Consider the following 22,572-nt stretch of genomic DNA (forward strand, 5'->3'; position numbering starts at 1 on the left):
CGCTTCGGTGTTGCTGGGTCCTCAACAATGTCGCGGCTCAGGTCGCGCCGGTTTGTCGACTTGAGGCGCCCGCGATGTCAGGATCGACGATCCGAACCGTCTCGTCCGCGACGTCGGGAACCACAGCGAAACGACCGCTGGGGTCAGAATCAATGGCTGATCACAAGCGACACAGCGCGCAACAGAATGAGATCAGCCTATCCTGTTACGCCCCAGGAGTTATAATCTCAGTGCAGAGGTACCTGGGCTAACCAAGCTCATGCCGAAGCATTTGAACGATTGGCTCGCCGGCGCGTTGATGCCCATGGGAATAGAACCTGTCTTCGTAGTTGGCACGTCAGAGGGTGGCGTGACAGCCTTGCAGCAGTTGCTTTCCGCTCTTCCTGAGGATTTTCCAAGGGCCGTGCTAGTCGTCCTCCACGTTGGAGCCCACAGGAGCAATCTCCCTTGGCTGCTGAACCAACGCGGACCTCTTCAGGCTGTTCATCCCAACGACGGCGACGCAATCACCGCCGGGCACATCTACATCGCTCCCCCCGACCATCATATGATTGTTGAACGTGGCATTATTCATTTAACCAAAGGGCCGCGGGAGAACTGGGCCCGCCCGGCGATCGATCCGCTGTTCCGAAGCGCAGCCAAAGCGTACGGTCCCAATGTCGTCGGGGTAATCCTGACGGGAGGGCTCAATGACGGCACCGCTGGATTGTATGAGATTAAGGAACGCGGTGGCACCAGCGTCGTGCAAAGCCCGGACGATGCCGCCAATCCCAGCATGCCGCAAAGCGCTATCGACCACGTGACCATCGATCACTGCACATCGTTGGCGGAGATGCCGAAGCTCCTGATGCGCCTGGCAGGGGCCAAGGTTCACGAAGTCATCGGATATGGTGAGGATGGGGATAAGGAGATGACTGCGGAGTTCACCCAAAATCATCCTGTCGCGATCACCTGCCCAGATTGCGGCGGGGCACTGCGGAAGACTGAATTGGGATCGCTGTCTCAATTCAGGTGTCATATTGGCCACGTCTACACCGCAGAAGTGATGTTGGCCGCGCAGTTCCTGGCACTTGAACGGGCGCTTGAAACGGCGATGCGATCACTGGGCGAGCGTGCCGAACTCTGCCGGCAGATGGCCGAAAAGACCAACGACCGGGGTACGGTCGCAAATTGGGAGACGGCCATGCATGAGGCGACAGATCAAAGGTTGCCGATCGAAACACTTTTGACGCGGCAATGGATTCATCCACATTTTGGACGTACAGATAGATAGATAGAGGCCGCGGGCGAGTTGGGAGCTCGAACAGGCGGGGCATGTAACTCAGCGAAGGCGACACTATCGACAAGCAATTGCCTAGCCCCGGCAGGAAGACGCCGCCCGACTTGGGTTTGATCGTCGGAATTGGCGCATCCGCTGGCGGCCTCAGCGCCTTTACGAGCTTCTTTGCAAACATGCCAACCGACGGCGGCATGGCGTTTGTCCTTGTCCAGCACCTGGCACCCGACCATCGAAGCATGCTGGCGGATATCCTCGGCAAGGTGACCGCGATGAAGGTGGTCGAGGCTGAAGACGGTATGCCGGTGGCCGCGAACGCGGTTTATGTCATTCCGCCGAACGCTACATTGACGTTCAAGGCTGGGCGCCTTCGGGTTTCGCGTCCGGCGCCGCCGCGCGAACATCGAAGGCCTATCGACACGTTCTTCTTTTCTCTGGCGCAAGACCAGGGTGAAAACGCCGTCTGCATCATTCTCGCCGGCACCGGCAGCGACGGCACGCTCGGATTGAAGGCTATCAAGGAAAATGGCGGGCTGACGTTAGCCCAAGCCGAATACGACCACATGGCAATGAGCGGCATGCCGCACAGTGCCGCAGCGACAGGGCTTGTGGATGCAGTGATGGCGGTCGAAGACATGCCTGCCAAACTTCTGTCCTACAAAGGCCATCTGCTTGTGGTCGCACCAGTCAAGGGCGAGGATGGGACGCGCCAGGATATGGCCGCCCATCTTAAAACGATCAGCAAGCTCCTGCACACAAGGATCGGGCACGACTTCAGTATGTACAAGGAGAACACCCTTATCCGGCGCATTCAGCGCCGGATGCAGGTTTTGCAGATCGACAAGGTTCCCGCTTACATAACACTCCTCAAGAAAGAGCCGGATCAGCTCGAATTGCTGTTTCGTGAATTCCTCATTGGTGTCACGCATTTCTTCCGCGATCCGCAAGCCTTCGAAGCGTTGGAGCGGATAGCCATCCCGAAATTGTTGGAAGACAAGGGCGCCAGCGACGCGATCCGCATCTGGGTGCCGGGTTGCTCGACGGGAGAAGAAGTCTATTCGATCGCGATTCTGGCAAAGGAGGAGGCGGAACGGCGAGGCATCGCTTCGAGGATACAGATATTCGCAACCGACATTGACGACCGAGCGGTCGCCATCGCCAGGGCAGGGCGTTATCAAAAGGTCTCCGGCGTTTCTGAAGAACGCCTCAACCGTTGGTTCACCAAGGACGGCGACGAGCATTGTCCGTTGAAGGAAATCCGCGAGCTATGCGTTTTCTCGCCCCATAGCGTCGTCAAGGATCCGCCATTTTCGAAGCTCGACCTGATCTCGTGCCGAAACATGTTGATCTATATGAACGCCGATCTGCAGGATCGTGTGCTGCGCAGCTTCCACTACGCCCTCAAGCCAAACGGCATTCTATTTCTTGGGCCATCGGAAGGAGCGACAAGGCTCAACTCGGCATTTAAAACCCTCGACAAGAAGCACCGTGTCTTTGAGCGCGTTGATGCAAAGGTGATACTACCCGAGCTTTCGATCTCTGCCGATAGACCGCCACGGCACCCTTCGACCGCAGCCGGATTTTCGCCCGGTGAGGATCGAATTGAGAGGAATGCGAGACGCGCTCTTGAGCAATATTCGCCTGTCTATGTGGTGGTCGACGAGCAACACGACATTGTGCGCTTCTCCGGCGGGGAAGTGGGCCATTATCTTGAGCCATCGTCAGGGACAGCTAGCCTGAACCTGTTCGGGCTTCTTAGGAAGGCGCTGCGGCCATCCGTCCGCGCCGCCATTCAAACCATGCTCACCACTAAACGTGCCGTCGTAAATGAGAATGTTGCCCTCAGGATAGACGGCAAGAGCCGAGCCGTGACCGTGATCGTCACGCCAATCGCCGGCGGGTTCTGCGTGGTCGCCTTTCAAGGCTCGCGTGTTGCAAGCATGGGCAACGCCGCCGTCACGCCTGGCGTACATCCGAACGCCGGCACGGAGGCGCTGGAACACGAGCTGCGGACCACAAAAACTCAGCTGCAATCCACCATCGACGAACTGGAAACCACCGCGGAAGAGATGAAGTCCGCAGCCGAGGAATATCAGTCGGTGAATGAGGAATTGCAGTCGTCCAACGAAGAACTGGAAACCGCTAAGGAGGAGATGCAGTCGGTCAACGAAGAGCTCCATACCGTCAATGCTGAAATGACCGCCAAGAACGAGACGATGACGCTGCTGAACAGCGACCTCAAGAACCTCCTCGACAGCACCGACATTGCAACGATCTTTCTCCACAACGATCTTCGCATCAAAAGCTTTACGTCCGGCATGACTGATATCTTCCATTTGCGCGACGCCGATCGTGGCCGCCCGGTGACAGAGATTGTCACGCTGCTGAACTACTCCGAGTTGCAGGACGACGTGCGCAAGGTGCTGCGCGACCTGGCCGTGCTTGAGAAAGAGGTCCGCGTCGGCGAGGAGGGCATGACGTTCATCATGCGCATTCACCCCTACCGCACGGTCGACAACGTGATCGATGGCGTCGTGATAACGTTCGTCGATATCAGCGAACGCAAGAAAGCCGAAGAGCATACGGCGCTTTTGATGGGCGAGCTTGACCATCGGGTAAAAAACATCCTGAGCATCGTTTCTGCCGTCGTCAAACAGACATTGAAAACGAGCACGTCGCCGGAATCCTTCATGATCAGTATGGAGGGACGTGTCGCTGCAATATCGCGAGCCCACGGGGTCCTGACAAGGAACGGCGGACAGGATGAGGCGCTGCTGCATGATCTGATCACCACCGAATTGGCCCCTTACGATCGCCGGGGGAACAACCTGGAGGTCACCGGACCCGATATCGCGCTTACTCCGAAGGCCAGCCTGGCGATAGCCATGGCAGTCCATGAGCTTTGCAGCAACGCAGCCAAATACGGAGCGCTTTCTACGAGTTCCGGCCGTCTCACAGTCAGATGGGAGATCATCGGAGGCGCTTCCGCATGGACACTAAAGCTGGTCTGGACGGAAGCCGGGGGGCCAACGGTGGCGGAGCCGACAAGACAGGGGTTCGGGACGACCCTGATTGAACGCGGCCTGGCCCACGAATTCGATGCTACCGTAACCCGGGAATTCCTTGCCTTAGGGCTGAGGTGTACGATCGACATTCCCCTCACTGCGGAAGTCGGTCATGCGCGACTTCCACGAGAAAGAAGCGACGCTTGACGACAACCGGTGAAATGGCGGGGTTTCGGGTTCTTGTAGTTGAAGACGAGATGCTCATCGCAATCGAAATCGAAGACACGTTGAAGGATTTCGGATGTGAAGTTGTTGGCCCGACTGGGAAGCTTGAAACCGCGCTTCAACTGGCTACCGACGAAATGATCGATGCGGCGATCCTCGACGTGACCATTCGCGGCGGAGAGGTGTTTCCCGTTGCAGAAAAGCTGCTGGAGCGCGGCATTCCATTCATTCTTGCCAGCGGTTACGGCGAATGGGCGCTGCCAGACAAAATGCGCGATCGGCCGCGCTTGACCAAGCCGTTTACATCCGAGGAACTGCACGTCCAAATACGAGCGCTCGGCAAGGAAGCGGCTGACCGCAAGAGGCTTGGTTAGCGTTCTTGTTCTAAAGGGGGGCCAAGACGGTGGTGAATAACATTCATCCTTCCGCCGAGGTGATCACAAAGAATTGAGGTAGCGAGCTTTTGCTGCCTTTCTCTCCGTCCAACCACTCGGAAGTTGATGATGCGCCTTTGGCGTCTCCGTAATTGTCGTCTCCAGCTCACTTCGCCGAGCTAAGGAGGTGAGTAACCAGTGCGCGAGTACAGCAAGCGCAAGAAGCTACTCCAGGAGCAGCAAACTTTACCCGCCCAGCCATCGATCAAAAGACAGACAGCTCAACAAGGCTTGGCCAGTAAACGCCTGCAATGGAAAGGGATTAATGGATCGTCCTTTGTATTTTTTTTGGCAGAATTTTTCTCAAGACCGCCGGGCTTCTACGTAATGCTCGGGCAGCCTCACTTGCGCGGCGATCGCCAGTTCGTCCGTTGGAAGTTACATCCTGTCCATATCAGCCATGGCGTTGACCGGCGTCGTCCTTATCCAGAACAACCGTGATACCCGTGCGATGCCGGCCAAATTGAACGAAATTATTGTGGCGCTGGACAATGCGCGAAACGAGGTGGTTGGTCTCGAACATGCTTCGCACGCGGAAATTACCGCTGAGATCGAGAAAATCGAGCAGAACGCTGCCCTTTCGAACAAGGGTGAGACCTCAAAAGAGAAACTATCGCGTTGACGAAATGGAAGACGACATCGTGCGCAAGACACATGCAATCAAAGCGCCGACGCCGTTCGAAGCTGCGGGAAAGATTAGCCAAACTGTGAAGCTGACCAAGCAGCCTGAAGGCGATTGGGTGAGGGTCACTGACGAAGAGAAGGGGCTGGTTTTCGGCTACATTCCGACGTCGTGATACGATGCACGCGTGGCATGACCGAGACGGGCGGATCAATATACCTTTAGACGAGGAAAGCGATGCGGACGGCACCGCATAGGGGCGGGCTTCCGCGATCACGAATTGGTGGTCTTGGCTGAAGAGGCGAACGACCCCCGTCGAATGCGCCTGAACCAGTTCAGCGCTATCAGCCCAACGATAGAGGCGACGACGAAGATAGCGGCGAATGAACCCAGGTAGAACAAGGAGTTTCTCATGGCTTCGACGACAGCAGCGTTAGTCTGGTATTTGGTAATCGACCAGCCCAGGGAACGCATGGTCGTGCTGCCCAGCACATTCGACAAGCGTGAACAATGTACCGCAGCCATCGCCGAATATCAGAAGCATCCAACGCCGGCCGGCTGGACGCTGCAGTGCGTGCCGAGCGCCTCGCCTTTCACTGACAATAGCCCCGCGCAGTAAATCCGCCTCCGTTGAGAGACTTCCTATTACGCGAGCGAAATGCTGGCCCGTATCGTTTAAAAGCCCGCGCCCCTGGCGGAGAACGCGGGCCGATCAGGGTTTCCCCGATCTTCAGCAGGGCATGGTTTCAGTCTCCCTGTCGTCTTCAAGCGCACTACCTGCCGCGATGCACAATTAGAGATGGCTAATACTCCGTTAAGTCGGTTTTGGTCGTCGAATGAAAGTCGGCTTCCATTCGCGGTTCCGCTTCCGCTGCTGGCCTTCGTAGTCGGGAATGGCACGGCCGGCGGCCTGCAACACGAAGCAACCGAAGCGCCCGACAGGTATACAAATGTCCCTACGGCTTGCTCGCATATGGCGCCTACAGTTGTATGACCGTTGAGTTCGTGAAAAGAAGACCCTCAAGTTTCAAGTGTCAGGCCGTTTTCGACGCGAGATCGCTGCTTGGGTGACTACCGTGCTCTATCGAATAGGCTCGGGTAACTCAGCTCCGAGCAGAAAGATCAGGGAGGAATAGTAAACCCACAAAAGGATGATGATCAGGGCACTTGCCGCCCTGAACGATGACCCGACAGCGCTGCTGCCGATATGCCAACCGATGAGGCTCTTTGCCAGCCGTGAACAGCCCGGCTGTGTCGAAAGCCCCGACCCAGACGTCGCGCCATTCCAGATCCCGGTCAGGAGGACCTTGTAAATGGCTGCAATAGTAGCGCGATCAGCAGATAAGACATCGGCGCGTTGACAAGGGCGATAAGCGGGGCGCCGAACGGCAGCACATGATTGATGCTGGCGCTCAAAGCTGCGCTTGCCGCGCTGGCTACAAGGGAAACCATCAGGAGGAAGCTTAATGCAATCACTAAGCCGAGACTGACGGTCCGGCCCGAATAGGCGTGACAAAGACGCGCCCTGGGGTTTGGTCTTCCAGATGACAACGACTGTCGCTATTATGCCCGATGAGGGGTTTGGGAACTTTGGAGAGCGCCTTGCAGCACCTCCGGCGCCTTAACGGCATCGGGCCAAAAACCAAGCCGGCTAATGGCAACGATTAGCAGCAATATTGGGCTAGCAACGTCACGGCGAAGAACGCCATCGCAGCCGCATGGGTGAGAGCATTGTCTTCTATAAACCCCGATAGCTTTCTCTCAACCGCCAAGCTTCTTTCAGCATGTGCGTTGCCTGAGCTGGCCTAAGAGCCTGACTCGAAACTCGGTTAGGCACGACGCGGAGCTGCCATGCGGCGAAGCATGAGGCGGATCGACGCGATGAAGATCCACGCCTCGGCGCTGGCGATGGTCGCCTCGAAGTCCTTGGCGAGCCGGCGACAACGTCCCAGCCAGGCGAAAGTTCGCTCGACGACCCATCGTCGCGGCAGCACCTCAAAGCCCTTGGCCGTGTCGGAGCGCTTGATGATTTCGATGGTCCATGTGCCGAGATTGACCAGAGCCTGCGTCAGTTTTTCTCCGGCATAGCCGCCGTCGGCGAACAGATGGCGCAACCAGGGGTAAAGCCGTCGAATGGAGGCGATGACGCCGACTGCCCCATCCCTGTCCTGGATGTCGGCCGTATGCACCGTCAGCCCGACCAAGTGCCCCTCGGTGTCGGTAATGATATGGCGCTTGCGGCCTTTGAGCTTCTTGCCGGCGTCGTAACCACGCAAACCGGCAACGTCCGTGGTCTTTGCCGATTGGCTGTCGATGACGCCGGCGCTCGGGCTCGCCTCGCGACCGAGGGCGAGGCGTGCCGCAGCCACCAAGTGGAAGTTGATGGTCTTCCACAGCCCGTTGTCCCGCCAGGCATAGAAATAGCGTTGAACCGTTGAAACCGGCGGGAACCGGTCCGGCAATGCCCGCCACTGGCAGCCGGTCCAGGCGATGTAGAGGAGCGCGTCCACGACCGCCCGAAGTTCTGTCGTCCGCGGTCGTCCCGTCGCCTTCGTTCCCGGCAGGAACGGCTCGATCAACTCCCATTCCTTGTCCGTCAACGCGTTTGCATCCCGCTGCCCCGCGCGGCAATATCGCCGGGTGGTCTCCGTCCAACCCATGTCGTGATCCCGTTCAAGTCTAGACAACTCAAGCGAATCACAACGGACGGGGCCACTCAACTGCTTCCACGCCCAATCCCGAGTTTCGGGTCAGGCTCTAAGGCAGAATAGAGAAATGGTAGGCAAAGACAGTTCCCTCAAGCTTCAGGATTTTGCCGATGAGCCTTCACCGCTAGCTCCTTGATGCATTCCACATTCTCACCGCAACGATCCATGATTTCGCGCGCTTTGAAAACCGAGATACCATACTGGGTCGCGATTTGCGCTGCCTCGGAATCAACAGGCTCGTCGGTGTCGTCTTGGGACGTATTCATAGTTCGATGTCCTTGACCCCGTGGGTCGGTCAAAATCCCCCGGGTATGGTCACTTGAAACTCCCCCACCTGATGGTCACCGGCAGCGCTACTGAACAGCGGTAGCCGGTAAGACAGGACGTTTATTTTCATCCCCTTTCATACAGCGAGGGGACCGGGAGTTGAACGTCTTGAAGGCACATCTGCAAAGCACCGTACTAACATTACTTGATCGCAACACCAGCCAGCGCGAGATCCAAAGGCTGACGGGTGTCGATCGCAAGACGATTCGGCGTTACCGAGCGCAGCGGGCTGGTGGGGAGGCAAAATCCCCCGGGGAAGTGACCACCGGCTCGGCAAGCGCGGAGGACCAAATTCCTCCACCCCGACCACCGGCTTTTGGGGTGTCGGGAGCGACGGTCACCAGCAGCCTGGCCCGCTCAGCCTGCGAACCGCATCGGGCATGGATCGAAGAACAGGTCCGCCTGAAGCGAAATGCGCAGGCGATTTACCAGGACTTGGTCGATCAGTTTGGCTTTCCGTCCAGCTACCAAAGCGTCAAGCGGTTTGTGCGCACGTTGCGACAAAGCGATCCCAAGCAGTTTGATCGTCTTGAGTTCCTCCCCGGCGAGGAGGCTCAGGTCGACTATGGCGAGGGCGCGCTGACGATCGATCCCAAGAGCGGCCGGTACCGTCGTCCCCGCCTGTTCGTGATGACGCTGCGCTATTCGCGGCGCAGCTTCCGGCGGGTGGTCTGGCAATCCAGCCAGCAAGTCTGGGCTCAGCTTCACGAAGAGGCGTTTCGCTATTTTGGCGGGGTGGCCAGCTATGTGGTGCTCGACAACCTGAAGGAAGGCGTCCTCAAGCCCGATCTGTACGAGCCCGAGCTCAATCCGATCTACAGTGCGATGCTGGCTCATTACGGCGTCGTCGCCGATCCGGCCCGCGTGGCGGACCCCAATCGGAAGGGCAGCGTCGAGAATGCGATTCAACATACCCAGGGGACCGCGCTGGCCGGACGGCGTTTCGAGACGCTGGAAGCCCAGAACGAGTTCTTGAGGCACTGGGAGGAGAACTGGGCTTCCAAGCGGATCCACGGCAGTACTCGCCGTCAGGTCGAGGCCATGTTCCAGGAAGAGAAGCCACACCTGCGGCCGCTGCCCGTCGCACCCTTCCGCATCTTCACGGAAGTCGTTCGGACCGTCTGCGACGACACCACCGTCCGCGTCGACAGCAGCTATTACGCCGCGCGGCCCGCGGCCATCGGCAGTCAGGTCGTCGTGCGCATCTACACTTCCACGATCGAGATCCGTGATCGCCACACCCATGCGCTGCTGCGGATTCATCCCCGGATGACGCACCCCGGTTCTGTCGCCTTGCCGACGAACGAACGGCCGTTCAATCCGTCGCGGCAAACCGCCGTGCTGCTGGCGAACGCCGGTCGCATCGGCCCCCAAACCAAGGCCCTGTGTCAACACATGTTCGATGCCGAGGGACGCCCCGGACAGCGCGCGATGTGGGGCATTGTCGGGCTGAGCCGGAAGTATCCGACACGGCTGGTCGAGCAGGCCTGTGCTCATGCCATCAGCAACCGCATCTACCGTTACAAGCACGTACGCGCGACTGTCGAGCAGCTGTTTGAGCAGGCGCTGCAACAGGTTGAAGAAGCCCCACAGCCGGTATCGCAGCTCACCCAGGATCATCCACTGATCCGCGCCCCCGCGGAATATGGCGACCTCTTCAGCCATGCTGTGCGACACGATGCCGGCAACAATGGCCGGCAGGCTGGGGCTGACGACGACCGCGCCTCTCCACCCCGCGCTCGTGGCGCCTGCGCAACCCCGACCAGCTTCGCCGCCACGAGCGCTCCCGCTACCCCTTCTCACCTCAAACTGGAGATCCAACCCCATGATGACCATACCCGAAATTGAACGTTGCCTGCGACAGCTGCGCCTGTCGGGCGTCCGCGACACGCTGCAGACGCGCGTGCTGCAGGCGCAGGGCGCAAACCAACCCTTCCTCGAGACCTTCTCCTTGATCCTGCAGGATGAACTGGATCGTCGCCAATCCCGCCTTATCGAGCGGCGATATCAGCAATCCGGGCTCGATGAAAAACTGACGCTCGCCGAATTCGACTGGTCCTTCAATCCCAAATTGCCCCGCCAAACTTGCTTCCAGCTCCACACCCTGGCGTTCATTGCCGCCGGCGAGAACGCGATGCTGATCGGCAAACCGGGCACCGGGAAATCCCACATCGCCAAGGCGATTGCCTATCAGGCGATCCTGCACAGCCACAAGGTCCAGTATCTCGAGACCGATGACTTCTTCCACCGCCACGCTCTGAACGCCCCCGCGCAACGCGAGGCCCGGATGCGAACAATCATCGACTGCGATCTCCTCGTGCTGGACGATCTGTTCCTCGCACGCGCCATCCCCGACGACGCCGGCGCATGGCTGCAAACCCTGATCCATCAGCGCTACAAACTACGCCGCAGCGTCATCGTCACCTCCAATCGGGTCGTGCAGGACTGGGGGACATATCTGCGAGACAACACCATGAGCACGACGATACTCGATCGGCTGATGCATCATTGCCATCTGCTTGAGTTCGATGGACGCAGCTATCGCCTCAAAGAGGCCGCTGAAGCCCTTGCTCGGGAAACAAAGTCAAACTAACAAATCCACCTCTGTCCTGTCTTGCGGGTGGGGGAGTTTGACTGACCCTACCCGGGGGAATTTGAAGTGACCCGCGGGGCCTTGAAGGCTAAATGTCCTGAACAACAAACATCAAGGCTGACCAAAGGTTCCCACAACACGCTCTGATCGCACCGGCGGCGGTTGCGAAGAGAGCCTTCGTCGGCAGCCAGAACTGGTCCACCAATGGTGGTACGTCCTTGCTGGTCTGCACGTATGGTGCCAATTTACAGGAATGAAAACCGAACGCTTCCAAATGAGCGCAAACCCGGACTTCCTAAAGCTCGTCGACAATTGGCGCCGGTCGCAGCCGGACATTCCCGCGAGGGCAGAGGCCATACGACGCATCGTCGCAAACGCGCTTGATACTACCGAAGCACCGAGCCTGTCGGCGTTAGTCCGCGACTGGTTTGCCTCGAACCCCACCAGGCTTGCTCTCTTTGGATTTGACGGATCAGTCACCGTGGAACAAGCCGTCGACGCGCTGCTAAAAGACAGATATCAATCGCCCGTCATACCCGCCAAGCTGATGCTTGAGGCATTTCAACATGAGGCCGACCCGATCGCCAAGCAAATCGTAGCGCTGCTTCAACGCCTCGCCTGACAGAAAATCGCTGGCCGAATTGTGGCACCGGGCTTACGAGTTCGGGGCGACCGCGTTCAATTGCGTTGGGGAACAGGCGTGGAACTTCGACACCACGCCGCGAACTGGAAACGAACGCCCTATCTGCCAGTTCGGATGGTGGACCAGGACAGCGAAACAGACGCGAGCACATAGCGTTTGCCCGCGCCCGTATTGGAAACAGCCCGCTGCCAAGGTCGATTGGAGCGAGGCAGCGGGCTGTGGGTGTGGACCCGGAGCAGCGAAGGGAAATGTTTCGCTGCTCCGGTTTGGCCTATGAAGGGACGGCACATGACAATGCGAGAAGGCGGGTATATAGTCCGCCTTCAACGTTTGGGCCTAGATTCAGCCGCCCATCTTCTTTGCCATCGCGCAGAAATCTGCATGCGACTTGCTAGTCGTAGCATCGCCGCAGTCTTTCAGCAGCGCCTTCTGTTCCTCGGGTTTCATGGCCGTCCATGCAGTCTTGAAATCCGCTTCCGACCTCAAAGTTTTCATGCCGGCATCGGTGAAGAATGGCGACATCGTTGCCGGATCGTCGAGCGCTGATGTGTTCCCAGCGGAGAGTGCTGACCCAGTCATCATTGCGAGCGCCATCGCGGCCATGCTGAGCATCTTGATGTTCATGAATATTTCTCCTTTAGGGTCATTCAAAAAACTAACCCGTAGGAGGAACGTCCACTTATTGATCCGGTCCGCAGCGCCCTACCCGCTTCTTCTCCTTAAGCCGTAGTGGCTTGCGGCGGCCAAAGTTCGCGCACGCCTTTTGGTTCCAATAAGCATTTATTATTTTAGCGGAACCTAATCTATATGGCCGGATTAGAATGGGCATGAGCGAGCACCAGCGTCACGCCATTCCAGAGTTGGCCGTTTTAGATCAGCTATACGATGATCCGGTGATCGCCACGCATCTTGCCTACAAGATGTTACAAGCATCAGAAAACTTCAATTTCAATTTCGTCAGCCGGGAACTAGAAGCCGACCCTTTCTAGTGGATGGAATCTAACACTTGGTGCCCACGTTTGACGGCAGCAATGATTTTGTCGGGATCGGCGGTCCAAGTGAAGGGTTTGGGTTGCTGGTTGTGCTCTGCCACGAAGCGGTTGATTGCCGCCTGGAGGTCGACGACGGAGTGGAAGACGCCTCGCTTGAGACGACGCGTGGAGAGTTTGGCGAAGAAGCCCTCGACGGCATTGAGCCACGAGCATGAGGTCGGCGTGAAGTGGAAGGTGAAGCGCTGATGGCGGTCGAGCCAGGCACGCACCTTGGGGTGCTTGTGAGCGGCGTAGTTGTCGAGGATGACATGGACCGCCTTGCCGGCCGGCGCCTCGGTGTCGATGGCGTTGAGGAAGCGGATGAACTCCTGGTGGCGGTGACGCTGCATGTTGCGGCCGATGACGGCGCCGTCGAGCACGTTGAGAGCGGCAAACAGCGTGGTGGTGCCGTGCCGCTTATAATCGTGCGTCATGGTGCCGAGCCTTCCCTTCTTCATGGGCAGGCCGGGCTGGGTGCGGTCCAGTGCCTGGATCTGGCTCTTCTCGTCGACCGACAGCACGATGGCGTGGGCCGGCGGATCGACATAGAGGCCGACGACGTCGCGCAACTTGTCGATGAATTTCGGATCGTTGGAGAGCTTGAACTGCCGCCAGCGGTTTGGCTGCAGCCCGTGCGCCTTCCAGATGCGGCGCACCGCGCTGGCGCTGATGCCGGCGGCCCTGGCCATCATGTCGGCGGTCCAGTGCGTCGTTTCCCCTGGCGGGTCGTCGAGCGCCAGCGCCACGACCCGCTCAGCGATCTCAGGCCCGAGCGGCGCAATGCGCGAGGGACGCGTCTTGTCGCGCAGCAGCCCCTCGAAGCCTTCCGTGGCGAAGCGCTCCTGCCAGCGCCACACGCAGGTCTTGGATTTGCCGGTCCGCCCCATGATTTCGATCGTGCCGGCGCCGGTGGCGCTCAACAGCACGATCTCGGCGCGCCACACATGCTTCTGCGGGCTGTTACGATCTTTGACCAGGGCAACCAAACGCCGATGGTCAGAAGGCGAGACGGTGAGAGATATTCCTGTGCGCATACCGCAGACTCGCACGCGCTCAGCCAAAAGGGAATCCCGATCCGGACTCTTATGTCAGGCGGAAACCACTAGGAAGCCGACCCTTTCTACATGGAAGAGCCGCAAAAGGGCGTCAAAGCATCAATCTTATTCGACAATACCGACCCCCTGCTCCTCGGTCTTTTTGCCGCCTATTTCTTGATAGTGACGGGGATCACTGTGTTCGTGTTGCTGCACTGGGGTCATGTTCCTTGGGCACGCTTTTCCGAGCTCCCGTCGTCGCCCTTCGTTCCCCTGCAAACTTTCGGAGAAAATGCGGGATGCCCCTATCTGACAAACTTCGCGACGTAGCGATCGAGTTTCGATGTCCCGCCTGTTCACGTGCCATGGTGAGAACGGGATCCTGGCTGAAAACGATCGCCAGTTTCAAATGCGATAGATGCAACGCTAAAGTGCGGATCGGCTACGAAGAGAAGCTGGGAATTTTCGAGCGCTACCTTAGAAGGCGCCAGCAGGACGGCGGAATTACCGCACGGCTGAAGAAGTCAGGCGAAAAATCGCAGCTGAAGCCAGGTATCGATCTTCTGTCGGTCGCGACGAGCAAAATGGATCGAACTCACCCAATCAGCCTGAAAGCTTCCACCGGATCGAGTACGGTTACTCCAAATTGGCAACCTGCCTCGTCGACCGCCGATTCTCTCCGGCCGCTGACCGACGCCGTCAAGCGGGAAGACATCAAATCCCCGTAGCCAGGCCTCCGCCCGTTCCTGACAGTGGCTTGGCCATAAGGGCGAAAGGCGGACTTGCCTGCCTCGCGTTCGACGCCCAGCAGGTCAAATTCGGCGATCGCATAACTCTTGATCTTCAGCCAGTTTGTGACGACCGCTACGGTATTTGCTAACGCGGCGCTTCGAGACCATGCCCTCGTTATCGCCTTGGGGTCGCCCGGCAGGGGCCGGCTGAATTGGAAGTGGCTGTCCGCAAACGCAAAATCCCTCCGACTGGAGCACAGCCATGCCGATGTTCCTAGGAAGCATTTTCGGCCTAAGAAGGAATGGCCCGCGCCTGTTGCACAGAGCGCGGGCCGACCAATGAGGGACGTTGGCCAACGGCCTTTATCCGGGGAGATGCGCGCCGCTATTCAGCAAACAAGCAAGCGCCGCCAACGTTCCCGCCGTTGAATAAAAAGTTTTGGCAGCAGACCCTCGCAGCCGGACACGCGAAGCCTTTGCGCTAAAATGGCTCCCGAACTGAAAACGGCCCCAAACCCGGATGAAAACCAGCCCCGCGAAGTACACAGAGAAAGCCCGCCGCTCGGAGGGGTACGGGGGCGACGGGCCTTTCTTGTGACGGATGTGCTATAGCGAAGCCGCCGCGCGATAATAATGAATGGGCGCCGGTAAATGTCGGATCAACAGTCGGATCTATCGTCCTTCGCCTTGGCGTATCCGTTTGGCATCGTATTGGCCAGCGAGTGGATGACGGCGCCTTTGCGCCCGCATCGATCGCATTTGAGGGATGCAGATATCCGCCTCTCGCCGACCATCTCATAGTCGGTCCCAAATCGCTCTATCAGCATGTCCATGTCCAGCGGCTTGCCGTGGCCGCAATTCGGGCCAGCGCAATTTGCCATCAATCCCATGCCCGATGCTTTGATTTCGGAGAGCGTCGTCATGTGGCGACGATAAGCCGCGCGCGGACAAACGAAAAGCCCGCCCCGGGGTGAACCGGAATGGACTCTTGATAATTTCTGCCTTGTTAAGCGACGGGCTTGGAACTCTGCACTGCTGCGGTGACGGCGGAAAGCTTCTCGCGCTTCACCAAAGTCGGCCGCTCGTATGTCTTCTTCAGGAATCCCCTGTTTCACCCTCAAGCGCCAAATTGGGTAGCGTCTCAGTTTGAAATTTGACCGCGTCCTTGTCGCGTCCGTTCCCGGTCTCCTATATGCTTAGCAGCATGGGAGCAGGGCAGTGAGTTATTCCATAAAACTTGGTAACGAGCCAAACGTCCTGGTGATCAACGACTTGTCCAGCAGGCAGGTCGTAAGCCAAGCGCGCGAACTCAAAGCGGGGAATATCAAATTCCGCATCTATGCCAGCGACGGCACATCGATCGAACTGTATGATCTTGAGCGTGCCGTGGAGGGCGACGACACATGAAGCCCTTCACAACCGTTACCGTCGTCCTCCTGGTTTTGATAGCCATAATGCATGCGCTACGGCTCTGGTTAGGCTGGGAGGTCACTGTAAATGGTCTCACTATCCCCATGTGGGCGAGTACGGCAGGCTTCTTTGTCGCGGCGGGACTGGCGATAGGGCTCTGGCGCGAAAGGCACATGTAGACTTCGGTCGAAATCGTTGCTTCAATCTCGATCAAATTTCAAACTGAGACACTACCCAACGGGCTGATGCTCTTCGTGACCTATCTGGGGAACTGGCAGGTCGTCAGCGGGCGCCATCTTGCTGACCCTCTACAAGGAAGCCGCCGGCTAAGAAGCAATACGATAATCGCTGCGGCCGTCGCGGCAATCGGCGTTGTTGTCTTGAGCCGTCAAAAGACCGGAGGCGCTGTCGGGTGGATTGTGAACCCTTGGCTAGACCACCTCCATGAAATCTCGACGGTACTGCCGTCCGTTTGAACCGCGCGCTCAGTTGTAGGCGAAGCCGGCCGCGATCAGCCCAAACCCGCCCAACGCGAGCGACCCAATCCACGGCCAACGCTTGCCGTGCATGATGATGGACAGCGTCGCGACGGCGATCGAAATGTGCAGAAGCGTTACTGCGAATGTCAGGACGTGATGTCGATGCGCCCGGACATCGCTGTCGTGCAGTTTTCCATCGACTTGCTTTTCAAAATCGACCGCTTTGGCCTGAGCGGCATGGCCTTCGACCTGTCGTCACCGCATGGGCGGATGCTAGCGACCTTCCTCTCCGGCATCGCGGAGTTCGAACGCGACCTGATCAGCGAACGGGTCAAATCCGGCCTCGCCGCAGCAAAAGCACGCGGCAAAAAACTCGGCCGCCAAGCTGGCGACCGACCTAAATCAGATCCCCTTGCGCCAAAGGTCATCGCGTTGAGCGCAGAAGGGCGAAGCTACCGTTGGATCGCGCGAGATCTCGGCATCAGCAAGAACACCGTCGCTGACATCTTCAATCACGATAGGCTTTCCTCAGCCAAAGGGGAGATCACGTCATGACAAGGCGATCAGGGCGTCCCCCAAGGGAGGCGGTTTAGGGGGGGTAGACTCGCGATGAACTGGAACTTCGAACCGGCTTGACGGACCATTAGCCATATCTAAAGTTTGTGCCTGCGGCAGGTGCCCTCTATCGCCTGCTGAAGATCGGGCGATGGCCTGATCGGCCCGCGTTCTCCGCCAGAGGCGCGGGCTTTTTACTGACCGAAGGGAAGAGATGACAGATAAGCCCGTTACTACCTACGTCGTCAGCGTTTTCGAGAAGCCGCATTGGCGCACGGTGCTGACCACGGACGACAAGGCCAAGGCACTGGGCTGGGCGAAAGAGATCGGCGACAGCGTCCGAGTCGAGGAGATCACGCCGAAGCCGGAGCGGCGCTGACCCCACCTTGGCCGATATCAATCGCTTGGCGACAGAGATGGACATCAGACCGTTCATCGACGGAACAGAGGATGAAACCGTACGTTCTGTGTTGACCCAAGGGAGCGAAAAAATGATACGCAAAATCGCAATCACTACGGCGCTTCTCAGTCAATTTACTGTGTCGGCCATTGGGGCCACCGAACAGTGGTGGGTGGCGAAAGACGCGGTCTCTAAGCAGTGCGAGGTGGTCACGAAGAAGCCTGACGGAACCCTGGTTATTGACCTCGCGAAGACCACATACAAAAGCGAGGCGGAAGCGAACGCTGCAATGAAGAAAATGCCAAGCTGCAAGAAGGCTACCGAACAGCGTTAGTTACCATCCTTGTCCGACACGAAGGCCTTATAGCGAAGCCATCCTTCGCGCTCGCCGCTGCGCAAGGTCGCGATAGATTTTCTCCCGGTCGCCATCGTGTTTCTCGATGAGAGCGAGTACCTCCTGTCGGTCCAAGCTCCCGATCTTCATCAAAAATTCGAATTCGTGCTTAGGGATGGACGTGGCGAATCGGTCGAGTTTCGATCGTTCGGTTTCATGGGCCATGGTCTGCTTCCTAGATAAGCTTAATCGGCAACCAGAGCGCCGCAGGACAGGCTTACGAATAGTCAATGTCAGCGGCTTACGATGTCGGATGCTGCAGACCGGGCGGGACAGATGGTATTGCCATTCCTTAGCCAGGATATGAAACCGGGAAAACCATCCTGTTCACCGTACCGCCAAGCCCGGTTGACGCGGTCCGCAGCAGTCAAGGAACTCCGTTTCTAACAATCGTTCCCGACGAGAAATGCGCGACCGGCTCGGAACCACGTGGCGCCCGGAGACTTATTGTCCGATGGAGCCATGGATTTGTGTGATGGCCGAAGAAACGAAACGGCCCGAAATGACGCCCGAAGGTGTGCGCGCTCTGGCACGCGAAGCGGAGGTCACTGAGGAACAAATACGCGAAATCATATCGATGGTCGGCCTCGATCGTTCCTCGATCCTTAAAGAAGCAAGGGTAATCAGCCAGGCCAAACCTCAAGGATTTCCGAATTGTCCTCCACGGTGACGGGCGATGACGGACGTGAAGCTAGCTGCTACGGCTGGGCAGCAGTCTAGCCGTGACGCTGCTGCTCATAGCGCCGATTGCGATCTGAAACCCGTAAAGGCCGGACTTCAATTCCTCAGCGCTAGTCGCGCCGTTATTGAACAGTGACATGACCAGCACCGCGACCATTTCCCGTTCCGATTCATCCGAGATACCAAAGGCTAAGCAATGGTCATTCAAAGCCTTGGTGAGGATCGCCATTTGTTCCGAATCGGCAATGCCATTCAAAAGCATGTGCTCTCTCCCTCCAGAGGGGCGAAAGCGTGATCGGCTCTTTCAAGCGCCAGCGCCCGCTAAAGTGGCCAGCGACAATTGGATTCTACGCTTGCGACAATCGGTTAGCGAATCATTCCGTGTGACGTGATTGTCAAATCGATAATCACTCGCCGCGCAGAAGACAGCCCAGCGAGAATGCCGCTATTTCGCTGTGAGAGTGCCCTTCATCGAGCTGTGGATCGCACAATGGAACGGGTGTGCGCCGGCCGCTGATATCTTGACCTTGGCACTCTTGCCGGTGGCGAGACGGCCGGTGTCGAAGGAGCCATCGAGCGCTGTGGCGGTGTGCGTCATCGAGTCGGCATTGGTGAAAGTGATGGTATCGCCAACGGCGACCGAGATTTTCGCCGGGTTGAATTTCATGCCCTTGATCTGGACCGCATGGTTGGCGGCGTAGGCGGGCATGGCAAAGGCGAGCAGAGCAAGAACGAGCATGGTGCGCATGATGGATTTCCTCCTGAGCGCGAACCCTCATCCTGCACTAACGCTGGCGCATAGGCTTTCATGCCACGAAGCCGATCTTTTTATGGGTACCGTCTGGCTTTCCTCATCGATTGCCTGCACCGGCAGATAGTCGTTGGCCCCAGGCCTTGCGCTTGCGTCGTGACACCCCTTGGGTTCCCAACTCGTTCAGAAAGGATGCGATCCGTCAGGGAGGAGCCAGAAGGCTCTCATCCGTTTCCTTACGCGCGAACCCGGATTACCGAAGCCCGGACGCGAGAGCTGATCAACATGGGCGGTACCGATCGTGGATCACGCTGCGAGAGGCCCCGACTATAAGGCGCAGCGGAATTCTTGACGTTACAGAAGCAAGACGCCGTTGGGCTACAGGCCAGGGCAAAGGTCTGCTAAGCCCCACGGTCTCGATAGGTTGGCGTTCAGTGCATGATGCCGCCGCCGTGCTGCGTCTTAGCCCGTTGAGGCTTCGGCCAAGGCGCAGGGTTGGGGGACCGAAAATCTCATTCTAAACCTGACCAAGATGCGGACGATTACTTGGGGCCTGCTTGGCTGAATACAACCGTGCCGTCGTCCTTGCGAACCTCGACCGCTACAATACCGTCCATGTTTCGAGCGGAAAAGGTCGCCAGCGCGTGATCCCGTGCAGCTTTCTCGGCCTCGAACGACGCTTTCTCAACGATGCCCTGCTTGCCGTACCAAATCACCGTGTAAGCCAACGTTTCGGCGTCCTTTTGTGCCTTAGTTTTCTTCGCGCGCGCTCGCAAGGGTGTCGAAAGGGACCAGTTGAGACATTACGCCTTGGGCAGGATATTACAAATCCAGGCATCAGACGTATCTCGGCGGGGAAGTTCGAACCGAGAGGTGAGCAGGTTTGAGGCATCGCGTGTCCCCCTCTCCATGGACCTTTATGCCCTGCTGCGAGTCCTGGCCCATTGACAGCGACATTGTAGAAGCTGGGCGATCGCAAGGCCATCGGACTATCGTGGCCAGTTTTTGGCCGCTTTGAGTTGTTAGGCGTTGCGTCTCTCCGCGCCCGAGGCCACTCGATCGTCCGGGAGAAACCGGTGTGTGTATGCAGAAGGCATTAAACGACGTCATGCCTATTTTTTCAGTGAGGCACTCGACCGTCTATCGTTACAGCCGACCTGTAAGGTTTGGCGAACACCGGCTGATATTCAGACCGCGCGACAGCTTCGACCAGAGACTTCTAGACCACGCCATGGTCATTGATCCCGAGCCGAATGAGCTCCGGTGGATCCACGACGTTTTTGGAAACTGCGTTGCGGTGCTCGATTTCAAGGCGGCGGCTAAAGCGCTGCACTTCGAAACAGCCATTCGGCTTGATCATACACCTCAGCACGCCCCCGATTTCCGCATCGACGAAGCAGCACTCAGCTATCCGTTCTCCTACGAATCTGACGAGGCAGCCGACCTTTCCCAAACGATCGAGCGTCATCATCCCGACGAAGGCGACGAGATTGGAAAATGGGCACGACAATTCTTGAGCGCCGGTGGCCAGACAGAGACGGGCACACTGTTGATGACACTCTGCTATGCCATCCACGAAAGCTTTGTATATTCCCGTCGAACGGAACCCGGGACGCAACCCCCTCTTGTCACGCTACATCTGCGGCGAGGCACATGCCGTGACTTCGCACTCTTCATGATGGAAGCTGTTCGATCGCTTGGTTTCGCTGCGCGTTTCGTGACCGGATATATCTACGTCCCAACCCGAGACAAGTTGGAGGTACGAGGGGGAGGATCGACGCATGCCTGGTGCCAGGTCTATTTGCCTGGAGCCGGTTGGGTCGAGTTCGATCCGACCAATGGCATTGTCGGTAATCGCGAACTGATCAGGGTGGCAGTCGCTCGACACCCACGACAGGCGATCCCTCTTTCCGGCAGCTATTCGGGAAGCGCTTCGAGTTTTTTGGGCATGGATGTCGAGGTGAAAGTTACCAAGGAATAGAGCAGACTAGATCCTCGCCGTTGATTTCGTGGAACCGATTGGTCAAGACGGAGTTGGTCGTCTCCTCAATCAAGAATATTTGGAGCCACGATGCGGATACGCGCAGGGTACAATCTCACCTACGAGTGTCCGAAGCCAACGCCGATGCTGCTGGTCCTGGAAATCCACCCGTCACGTCGGGTCGACCTTCTGACGGAACAGGTGATCGGTTTTGATCGGCCGATCGAAGCGAGGGGCTACATCGACAGTTTCGGCAATGCCTGCACGAGGATCGAGGCTCCTGCTGGACTGACGACGATTTCAACCACCTTTGAAATCTACGACAGCGGCAAACCGGACGTCGTCGCCCCCGAGGCCATACAACACGATATAAAAGACCTGCCGGATGAAGTGCTAACTTTTCTTCTAGGAAGCCGATACTGCGATACCGATCGTCTTGGAGATTTCGCCTGGGCGACCTTTGGCGACACAAAGCCTGGATGGTCTCGTGTCCAGGCGATCTGCGATTTCGTTCACAACCACATAGCGTTCAACTATCAGAACGCCGACGCGCTGCGCACTGCCCATGGTGGCTTCATCGATCGAACCGGTGTTTGCCGTGACTTTGCCCATCTGGCCATTACATTGTGCCGCTGTATGAACATCCCGGCGCGCTACTGTACCGGCTATCTCGGGGATATCGGAATCCCGCCGGTGCCAGATCCCATGGATTTTAGTGCCTGGTTCCAAGCCTATCTCAGTGGTCATTGGTTCACCTTCGACGCACGGCACAACCACCCCCGCATCGGAAGAATCCTGATGGCGACGGGAAGGGATGCCACCGACGTTGCCCTCTCGACCAGCTTTGGGTCGTCCAGACTGGCCCACTTCGAAGTTATTGCCGAAGAGGTCGGCACTTAGCGTCGATCGCGCATAGCCCGATTCCAAATTTAGACCTGCGTCGGCGGACGCAAGGCTATGGTCCCCCGCTTCTTCGCCCGCTTAGTTGCTACAATCCCATGTCCTTGCCCGTTTCGTGGCCATACTTCGTCGCCGCGTTGACCAATGGGCGCCCGCATTGTCGATTGCACCGCGATAGCTCCGCGAACCGGATGGCCGGCCGCGTTGCTGGTTGCAGCTTGGCCGTCGAGGCGCGGGCTGAGGAGATGTCGAAACAGTGGCCTACATGGTGACCTGTGCGGGAACGGGGGCATCGCTGAGAAGATGCCCTTTGATGCGGAAAAGCCGCACGGAACCACGCACTCGAGACTTTTGCCGATCGAAAATGACGGGATCGCCACTGTGGAAGTTCG

29 protein-coding genes are annotated in these 22,572 nt (G+C 58.0%); 20 read left to right on the forward strand and 9 right to left on the reverse strand.

Annotated elements, in window-relative coordinates; translation table 11 throughout:
* The first annotated feature begins 259 nt into the window (after positions 1-259).
* The 7 genes from BPNPMPFG_RS18340 to BPNPMPFG_RS18365 all read left to right on the forward strand — a co-directional run bounded on the left by BPNPMPFG_RS18340 (position 260) and on the right by BPNPMPFG_RS18365 (position 6,181).
* Positions 260-1,273: a chemotaxis protein CheB gene (locus BPNPMPFG_RS18340; RefSeq protein WP_258589661.1), complete on the forward strand. Its 1,014-nt coding sequence runs from the start codon at positions 260-262 to the stop codon at positions 1,271-1,273.
* Between the two features lie 110 nt (positions 1,274-1,383).
* Positions 1,384-4,488 (forward strand): chemotaxis protein CheB, encoded by a 3,105-nt coding sequence (locus tag BPNPMPFG_RS18345; RefSeq protein ID WP_258590126.1) that lies wholly within the window; start codon positions 1,384-1,386, stop codon positions 4,486-4,488.
* Positions 4,485-4,880, forward strand: coding sequence for a response regulator (locus tag BPNPMPFG_RS18350; RefSeq protein WP_258590127.1), 396 nt, complete (start codon positions 4,485-4,487; stop codon positions 4,878-4,880). The genes BPNPMPFG_RS18345 and BPNPMPFG_RS18350 overlap by 4 nt, the downstream gene beginning before the upstream one ends.
* Before the next feature lie 198 nt (positions 4,881-5,078).
* Entirely contained in the window at positions 5,079-5,381 is a 303-nt protein-coding gene (locus tag BPNPMPFG_RS42915) for a hypothetical protein (protein ID WP_319945942.1), read from the forward strand.
* 10 nt (positions 5,382-5,391) lie between these two features.
* The gene (locus BPNPMPFG_RS42920; protein ID WP_319945943.1) at positions 5,392-5,562 is read left to right on the forward strand and encodes a hypothetical protein; all 171 of its coding nucleotides are present in this window, start codon (positions 5,392-5,394) and stop codon (positions 5,560-5,562) included.
* Positions 5,563-5,566: 4 nt separating this feature from the next.
* Complete coding sequence (locus BPNPMPFG_RS18360) at positions 5,567-5,737, forward strand: hypothetical protein (protein WP_258589665.1); 171 nt, start codon at positions 5,567-5,569, stop codon at positions 5,735-5,737.
* Positions 5,738-5,974: 237 nt separating this feature from the next.
* Entirely contained in the window at positions 5,975-6,181 is a 207-nt protein-coding gene (locus tag BPNPMPFG_RS18365; protein ID WP_258590128.1) for a hypothetical protein, read from the forward strand.
* 1,210 nt (positions 6,182-7,391) lie between these two features.
* On the opposite strand, the gene BPNPMPFG_RS18370 is transcribed toward BPNPMPFG_RS18365, so the two are convergent.
* Positions 7,392-8,222 (reverse strand): IS5 family transposase, encoded by an 831-nt coding sequence (locus BPNPMPFG_RS18370; protein ID WP_258590129.1) that lies wholly within the window; start codon positions 8,220-8,222, stop codon positions 7,392-7,394.
* A 137-nt stretch (positions 8,223-8,359) separates the two neighbouring features.
* The gene (locus BPNPMPFG_RS18375; RefSeq protein ID WP_258589668.1) at positions 8,360-8,536 is read right to left on the reverse strand and encodes a hypothetical protein; all 177 of its coding nucleotides are present in this window, start codon (positions 8,534-8,536) and stop codon (positions 8,360-8,362) included.
* Between the two features lie 160 nt (positions 8,537-8,696).
* Between BPNPMPFG_RS18375 and istA the strand changes: the two genes are divergently transcribed.
* From istA to BPNPMPFG_RS18390, 3 genes are all read left to right on the forward strand, one after another.
* Positions 8,697-10,445 carry an IS21 family transposase gene (gene istA / locus BPNPMPFG_RS18380; protein WP_258590130.1) on the forward strand — a complete coding sequence of 583 codons (1,749 nt, stop codon included), beginning with the start codon at positions 8,697-8,699 and terminating at the stop codon, positions 10,443-10,445.
* Entirely contained in the window at positions 10,423-11,190 is a 768-nt protein-coding gene (gene istB, locus BPNPMPFG_RS18385; protein WP_258590131.1) for an IS21-like element helper ATPase IstB, read from the forward strand. Before istA ends, istB begins: the two co-directional genes overlap by 23 nt.
* Before the next feature lie 253 nt (positions 11,191-11,443).
* The gene (locus tag BPNPMPFG_RS18390; RefSeq protein WP_258590132.1) at positions 11,444-11,812 is read left to right on the forward strand and encodes a hypothetical protein; all 369 of its coding nucleotides are present in this window, start codon (positions 11,444-11,446) and stop codon (positions 11,810-11,812) included.
* Between the two features lie 363 nt (positions 11,813-12,175).
* Here BPNPMPFG_RS18390 and BPNPMPFG_RS18395 read toward each other — a convergent pair whose 3' ends face one another.
* A complete protein-coding gene (locus BPNPMPFG_RS18395; protein WP_258590133.1) occupies positions 12,176-12,457 on the reverse strand; it encodes a hypothetical protein in 282 nt (93 codons plus the stop codon).
* 203 nt (positions 12,458-12,660) lie between these two features.
* On the opposite strand from BPNPMPFG_RS18395, the gene BPNPMPFG_RS18400 reads away from it, so the two are divergent.
* Positions 12,661-12,822, forward strand: a complete 162-nt coding sequence (locus BPNPMPFG_RS18400) for a hypothetical protein (protein ID WP_258590134.1) — start codon at positions 12,661-12,663, stop codon at positions 12,820-12,822.
* Here BPNPMPFG_RS18400 and BPNPMPFG_RS18405 read toward each other — a convergent pair.
* Positions 12,819-13,898 carry an IS630 family transposase gene (locus BPNPMPFG_RS18405; RefSeq protein WP_258590135.1) on the reverse strand — a complete coding sequence of 360 codons (1,080 nt, stop codon included), beginning with the start codon at positions 13,896-13,898 and terminating at the stop codon, positions 12,819-12,821. The two genes, BPNPMPFG_RS18400 and BPNPMPFG_RS18405, sit on opposite strands and share 4 nt — an antisense overlap.
* Before the next feature lie 90 nt (positions 13,899-13,988).
* Between BPNPMPFG_RS18405 and BPNPMPFG_RS18410 the strand changes: the two genes are divergently transcribed.
* Together BPNPMPFG_RS18410 and BPNPMPFG_RS18415 are read left to right on the forward strand one after the other, a co-directional pair.
* The gene (locus BPNPMPFG_RS18410) at positions 13,989-14,228 is read left to right on the forward strand and encodes a hypothetical protein (protein ID WP_258590136.1); all 240 of its coding nucleotides are present in this window, start codon (positions 13,989-13,991) and stop codon (positions 14,226-14,228) included.
* A gap of 101 nt (positions 14,229-14,329) precedes the next feature.
* Positions 14,330-14,626, forward strand: coding sequence for a helix-turn-helix domain-containing protein (locus tag BPNPMPFG_RS18415; protein ID WP_258590137.1), 297 nt, complete (start codon positions 14,330-14,332; stop codon positions 14,624-14,626).
* Positions 14,627-15,288: 662 nt separating this feature from the next.
* Here the strand turns inward: BPNPMPFG_RS18415 and BPNPMPFG_RS18420 are convergent.
* A complete protein-coding gene (locus tag BPNPMPFG_RS18420) occupies positions 15,289-15,744 on the reverse strand; it encodes a hypothetical protein (RefSeq protein ID WP_258590138.1) in 456 nt (151 codons plus the stop codon).
* A gap of 103 nt (positions 15,745-15,847) precedes the next feature.
* Between BPNPMPFG_RS18420 and BPNPMPFG_RS18425 the strand changes: the two genes are divergently transcribed.
* The gene (locus BPNPMPFG_RS18425) at positions 15,848-16,036 is read left to right on the forward strand and encodes a hypothetical protein (RefSeq protein WP_258590139.1); all 189 of its coding nucleotides are present in this window, start codon (positions 15,848-15,850) and stop codon (positions 16,034-16,036) included.
* Positions 16,037-16,524: 488 nt separating this feature from the next.
* On the opposite strand, the gene BPNPMPFG_RS18430 is transcribed toward BPNPMPFG_RS18425, so the two are convergent.
* Positions 16,525-16,707: a DUF4337 family protein gene (locus tag BPNPMPFG_RS18430; RefSeq protein ID WP_244571348.1), complete on the reverse strand. Its 183-nt coding sequence runs from the start codon at positions 16,705-16,707 to the stop codon at positions 16,525-16,527.
* Between BPNPMPFG_RS18430 and BPNPMPFG_RS18435 the strand changes: the two genes are divergently transcribed.
* From BPNPMPFG_RS18435 to BPNPMPFG_RS18450, 4 genes are all read left to right on the forward strand, one after another.
* The gene (locus BPNPMPFG_RS18435) at positions 16,681-17,073 is read left to right on the forward strand and encodes a recombinase family protein (protein ID WP_258590140.1); all 393 of its coding nucleotides are present in this window, start codon (positions 16,681-16,683) and stop codon (positions 17,071-17,073) included. The genes BPNPMPFG_RS18430 and BPNPMPFG_RS18435 overlap by 27 nt on opposite strands.
* Before the next feature lie 214 nt (positions 17,074-17,287).
* Entirely contained in the window at positions 17,288-17,452 is a 165-nt protein-coding gene (locus tag BPNPMPFG_RS18440; RefSeq protein ID WP_179298170.1) for a hypothetical protein, read from the forward strand.
* A 37-nt stretch (positions 17,453-17,489) separates the two neighbouring features.
* Positions 17,490-17,807 carry a hypothetical protein gene (locus BPNPMPFG_RS18445; protein WP_258590141.1) on the forward strand — a complete coding sequence of 106 codons (318 nt, stop codon included), beginning with the start codon at positions 17,490-17,492 and terminating at the stop codon, positions 17,805-17,807.
* Between the two features lie 535 nt (positions 17,808-18,342).
* Positions 18,343-18,537: a hypothetical protein gene (locus tag BPNPMPFG_RS18450; protein ID WP_258590142.1), complete on the forward strand. Its 195-nt coding sequence runs from the start codon at positions 18,343-18,345 to the stop codon at positions 18,535-18,537.
* A gap of 21 nt (positions 18,538-18,558) precedes the next feature.
* On the opposite strand, the gene BPNPMPFG_RS18455 is transcribed toward BPNPMPFG_RS18450, so the two are convergent.
* The 3 genes from BPNPMPFG_RS18455 to BPNPMPFG_RS18465 form a co-directional block, all read right to left on the reverse strand.
* Positions 18,559-18,810 carry a hypothetical protein gene (locus BPNPMPFG_RS18455; RefSeq protein ID WP_258589681.1) on the reverse strand — a complete coding sequence of 84 codons (252 nt, stop codon included), beginning with the start codon at positions 18,808-18,810 and terminating at the stop codon, positions 18,559-18,561.
* Between the two features lie 183 nt (positions 18,811-18,993).
* Positions 18,994-19,296 carry a cupredoxin domain-containing protein gene (locus tag BPNPMPFG_RS18460; RefSeq protein ID WP_258590143.1) on the reverse strand — a complete coding sequence of 101 codons (303 nt, stop codon included), beginning with the start codon at positions 19,294-19,296 and terminating at the stop codon, positions 18,994-18,996.
* A gap of 545 nt (positions 19,297-19,841) precedes the next feature.
* On the reverse strand, positions 19,842-20,027 hold the full coding sequence (locus BPNPMPFG_RS18465; RefSeq protein ID WP_258590144.1) for a hypothetical protein: 186 nt from the start codon (positions 20,025-20,027) through the stop codon (positions 19,842-19,844).
* Positions 20,028-20,407: 380 nt separating this feature from the next.
* On the opposite strand from BPNPMPFG_RS18465, the gene BPNPMPFG_RS18470 reads away from it, so the two are divergent.
* Positions 20,408-21,280 carry a transglutaminase family protein gene (locus tag BPNPMPFG_RS18470; RefSeq protein WP_258589893.1) on the forward strand — a complete coding sequence of 291 codons (873 nt, stop codon included), beginning with the start codon at positions 20,408-20,410 and terminating at the stop codon, positions 21,278-21,280.
* Positions 21,281-21,370: 90 nt separating this feature from the next.
* Entirely contained in the window at positions 21,371-22,180 is an 810-nt protein-coding gene (locus BPNPMPFG_RS18475; RefSeq protein WP_258590145.1) for a transglutaminase-like domain-containing protein, read from the forward strand.
* Positions 22,181-22,572 lie beyond the last annotated feature (392 nt).

This window comes from Mesorhizobium sp. AR07, from assembly GCF_024746815.1.
Taxonomy (GTDB): Bacteria; Pseudomonadota; Alphaproteobacteria; order Rhizobiales; family Rhizobiaceae; genus Mesorhizobium.

Coding starts and splice junctions, on each gene's coding strand:
- BPNPMPFG_RS18375 (WP_258589668.1), bottom strand. CDS start 8,536: ATGAATACGTCCCAAGACGACACCGACGAGCCTGTTGATTCCGAGGCA.
- BPNPMPFG_RS18475 (WP_258590145.1), top strand. CDS start 21,371: ATGCGGATACGCGCAGGGTACAATCTCACCTACGAGTGTCCGAAGCCA.
- BPNPMPFG_RS18405 (WP_258590135.1), bottom strand. CDS start 13,898: ATGCGCACAGGAATATCTCTCACCGTCTCGCCTTCTGACCATCGGCGT.
- BPNPMPFG_RS18365 (WP_258590128.1), top strand. CDS start 5,975: ATGGCTTCGACGACAGCAGCGTTAGTCTGGTATTTGGTAATCGACCAG.
- BPNPMPFG_RS18445 (WP_258590141.1), top strand. CDS start 17,490: ATGGACATCAGACCGTTCATCGACGGAACAGAGGATGAAACCGTACGT.
- BPNPMPFG_RS18390 (WP_258590132.1), top strand. CDS start 11,444: ATGAAAACCGAACGCTTCCAAATGAGCGCAAACCCGGACTTCCTAAAG.
- BPNPMPFG_RS18395 (WP_258590133.1), bottom strand. CDS start 12,457: ATGAACATCAAGATGCTCAGCATGGCCGCGATGGCGCTCGCAATGATG.
- BPNPMPFG_RS18460 (WP_258590143.1), bottom strand. CDS start 19,296: ATGCGCACCATGCTCGTTCTTGCTCTGCTCGCCTTTGCCATGCCCGCC.
- BPNPMPFG_RS18360 (WP_258589665.1), top strand. CDS start 5,567: ATGGAAGACGACATCGTGCGCAAGACACATGCAATCAAAGCGCCGACG.
- BPNPMPFG_RS18435 (WP_258590140.1), top strand. CDS start 16,681: ATGCGCCCGGACATCGCTGTCGTGCAGTTTTCCATCGACTTGCTTTTC.
- BPNPMPFG_RS42920 (WP_319945943.1), top strand. CDS start 5,392: ATGCCGGCCAAATTGAACGAAATTATTGTGGCGCTGGACAATGCGCGA.
- BPNPMPFG_RS18440 (WP_179298170.1), top strand. CDS start 17,288: ATGACAGATAAGCCCGTTACTACCTACGTCGTCAGCGTTTTCGAGAAG.
- istB (WP_258590131.1), top strand. CDS start 10,423: ATGATGACCATACCCGAAATTGAACGTTGCCTGCGACAGCTGCGCCTG.
- BPNPMPFG_RS18450 (WP_258590142.1), top strand. CDS start 18,343: ATGGCCGAAGAAACGAAACGGCCCGAAATGACGCCCGAAGGTGTGCGC.
- BPNPMPFG_RS18400 (WP_258590134.1), top strand. CDS start 12,661: ATGAGCGAGCACCAGCGTCACGCCATTCCAGAGTTGGCCGTTTTAGAT.
- BPNPMPFG_RS18340 (WP_258589661.1), top strand. CDS start 260: ATGCCGAAGCATTTGAACGATTGGCTCGCCGGCGCGTTGATGCCCATG.
- BPNPMPFG_RS18370 (WP_258590129.1), bottom strand. CDS start 8,222: ATGGGTTGGACGGAGACCACCCGGCGATATTGCCGCGCGGGGCAGCGG.
- BPNPMPFG_RS18470 (WP_258589893.1), top strand. CDS start 20,408: ATGCCTATTTTTTCAGTGAGGCACTCGACCGTCTATCGTTACAGCCGA.
- BPNPMPFG_RS18455 (WP_258589681.1), bottom strand. CDS start 18,810: ATGCTTTTGAATGGCATTGCCGATTCGGAACAAATGGCGATCCTCACC.
- BPNPMPFG_RS18410 (WP_258590136.1), top strand. CDS start 13,989: ATGGAAGAGCCGCAAAAGGGCGTCAAAGCATCAATCTTATTCGACAAT.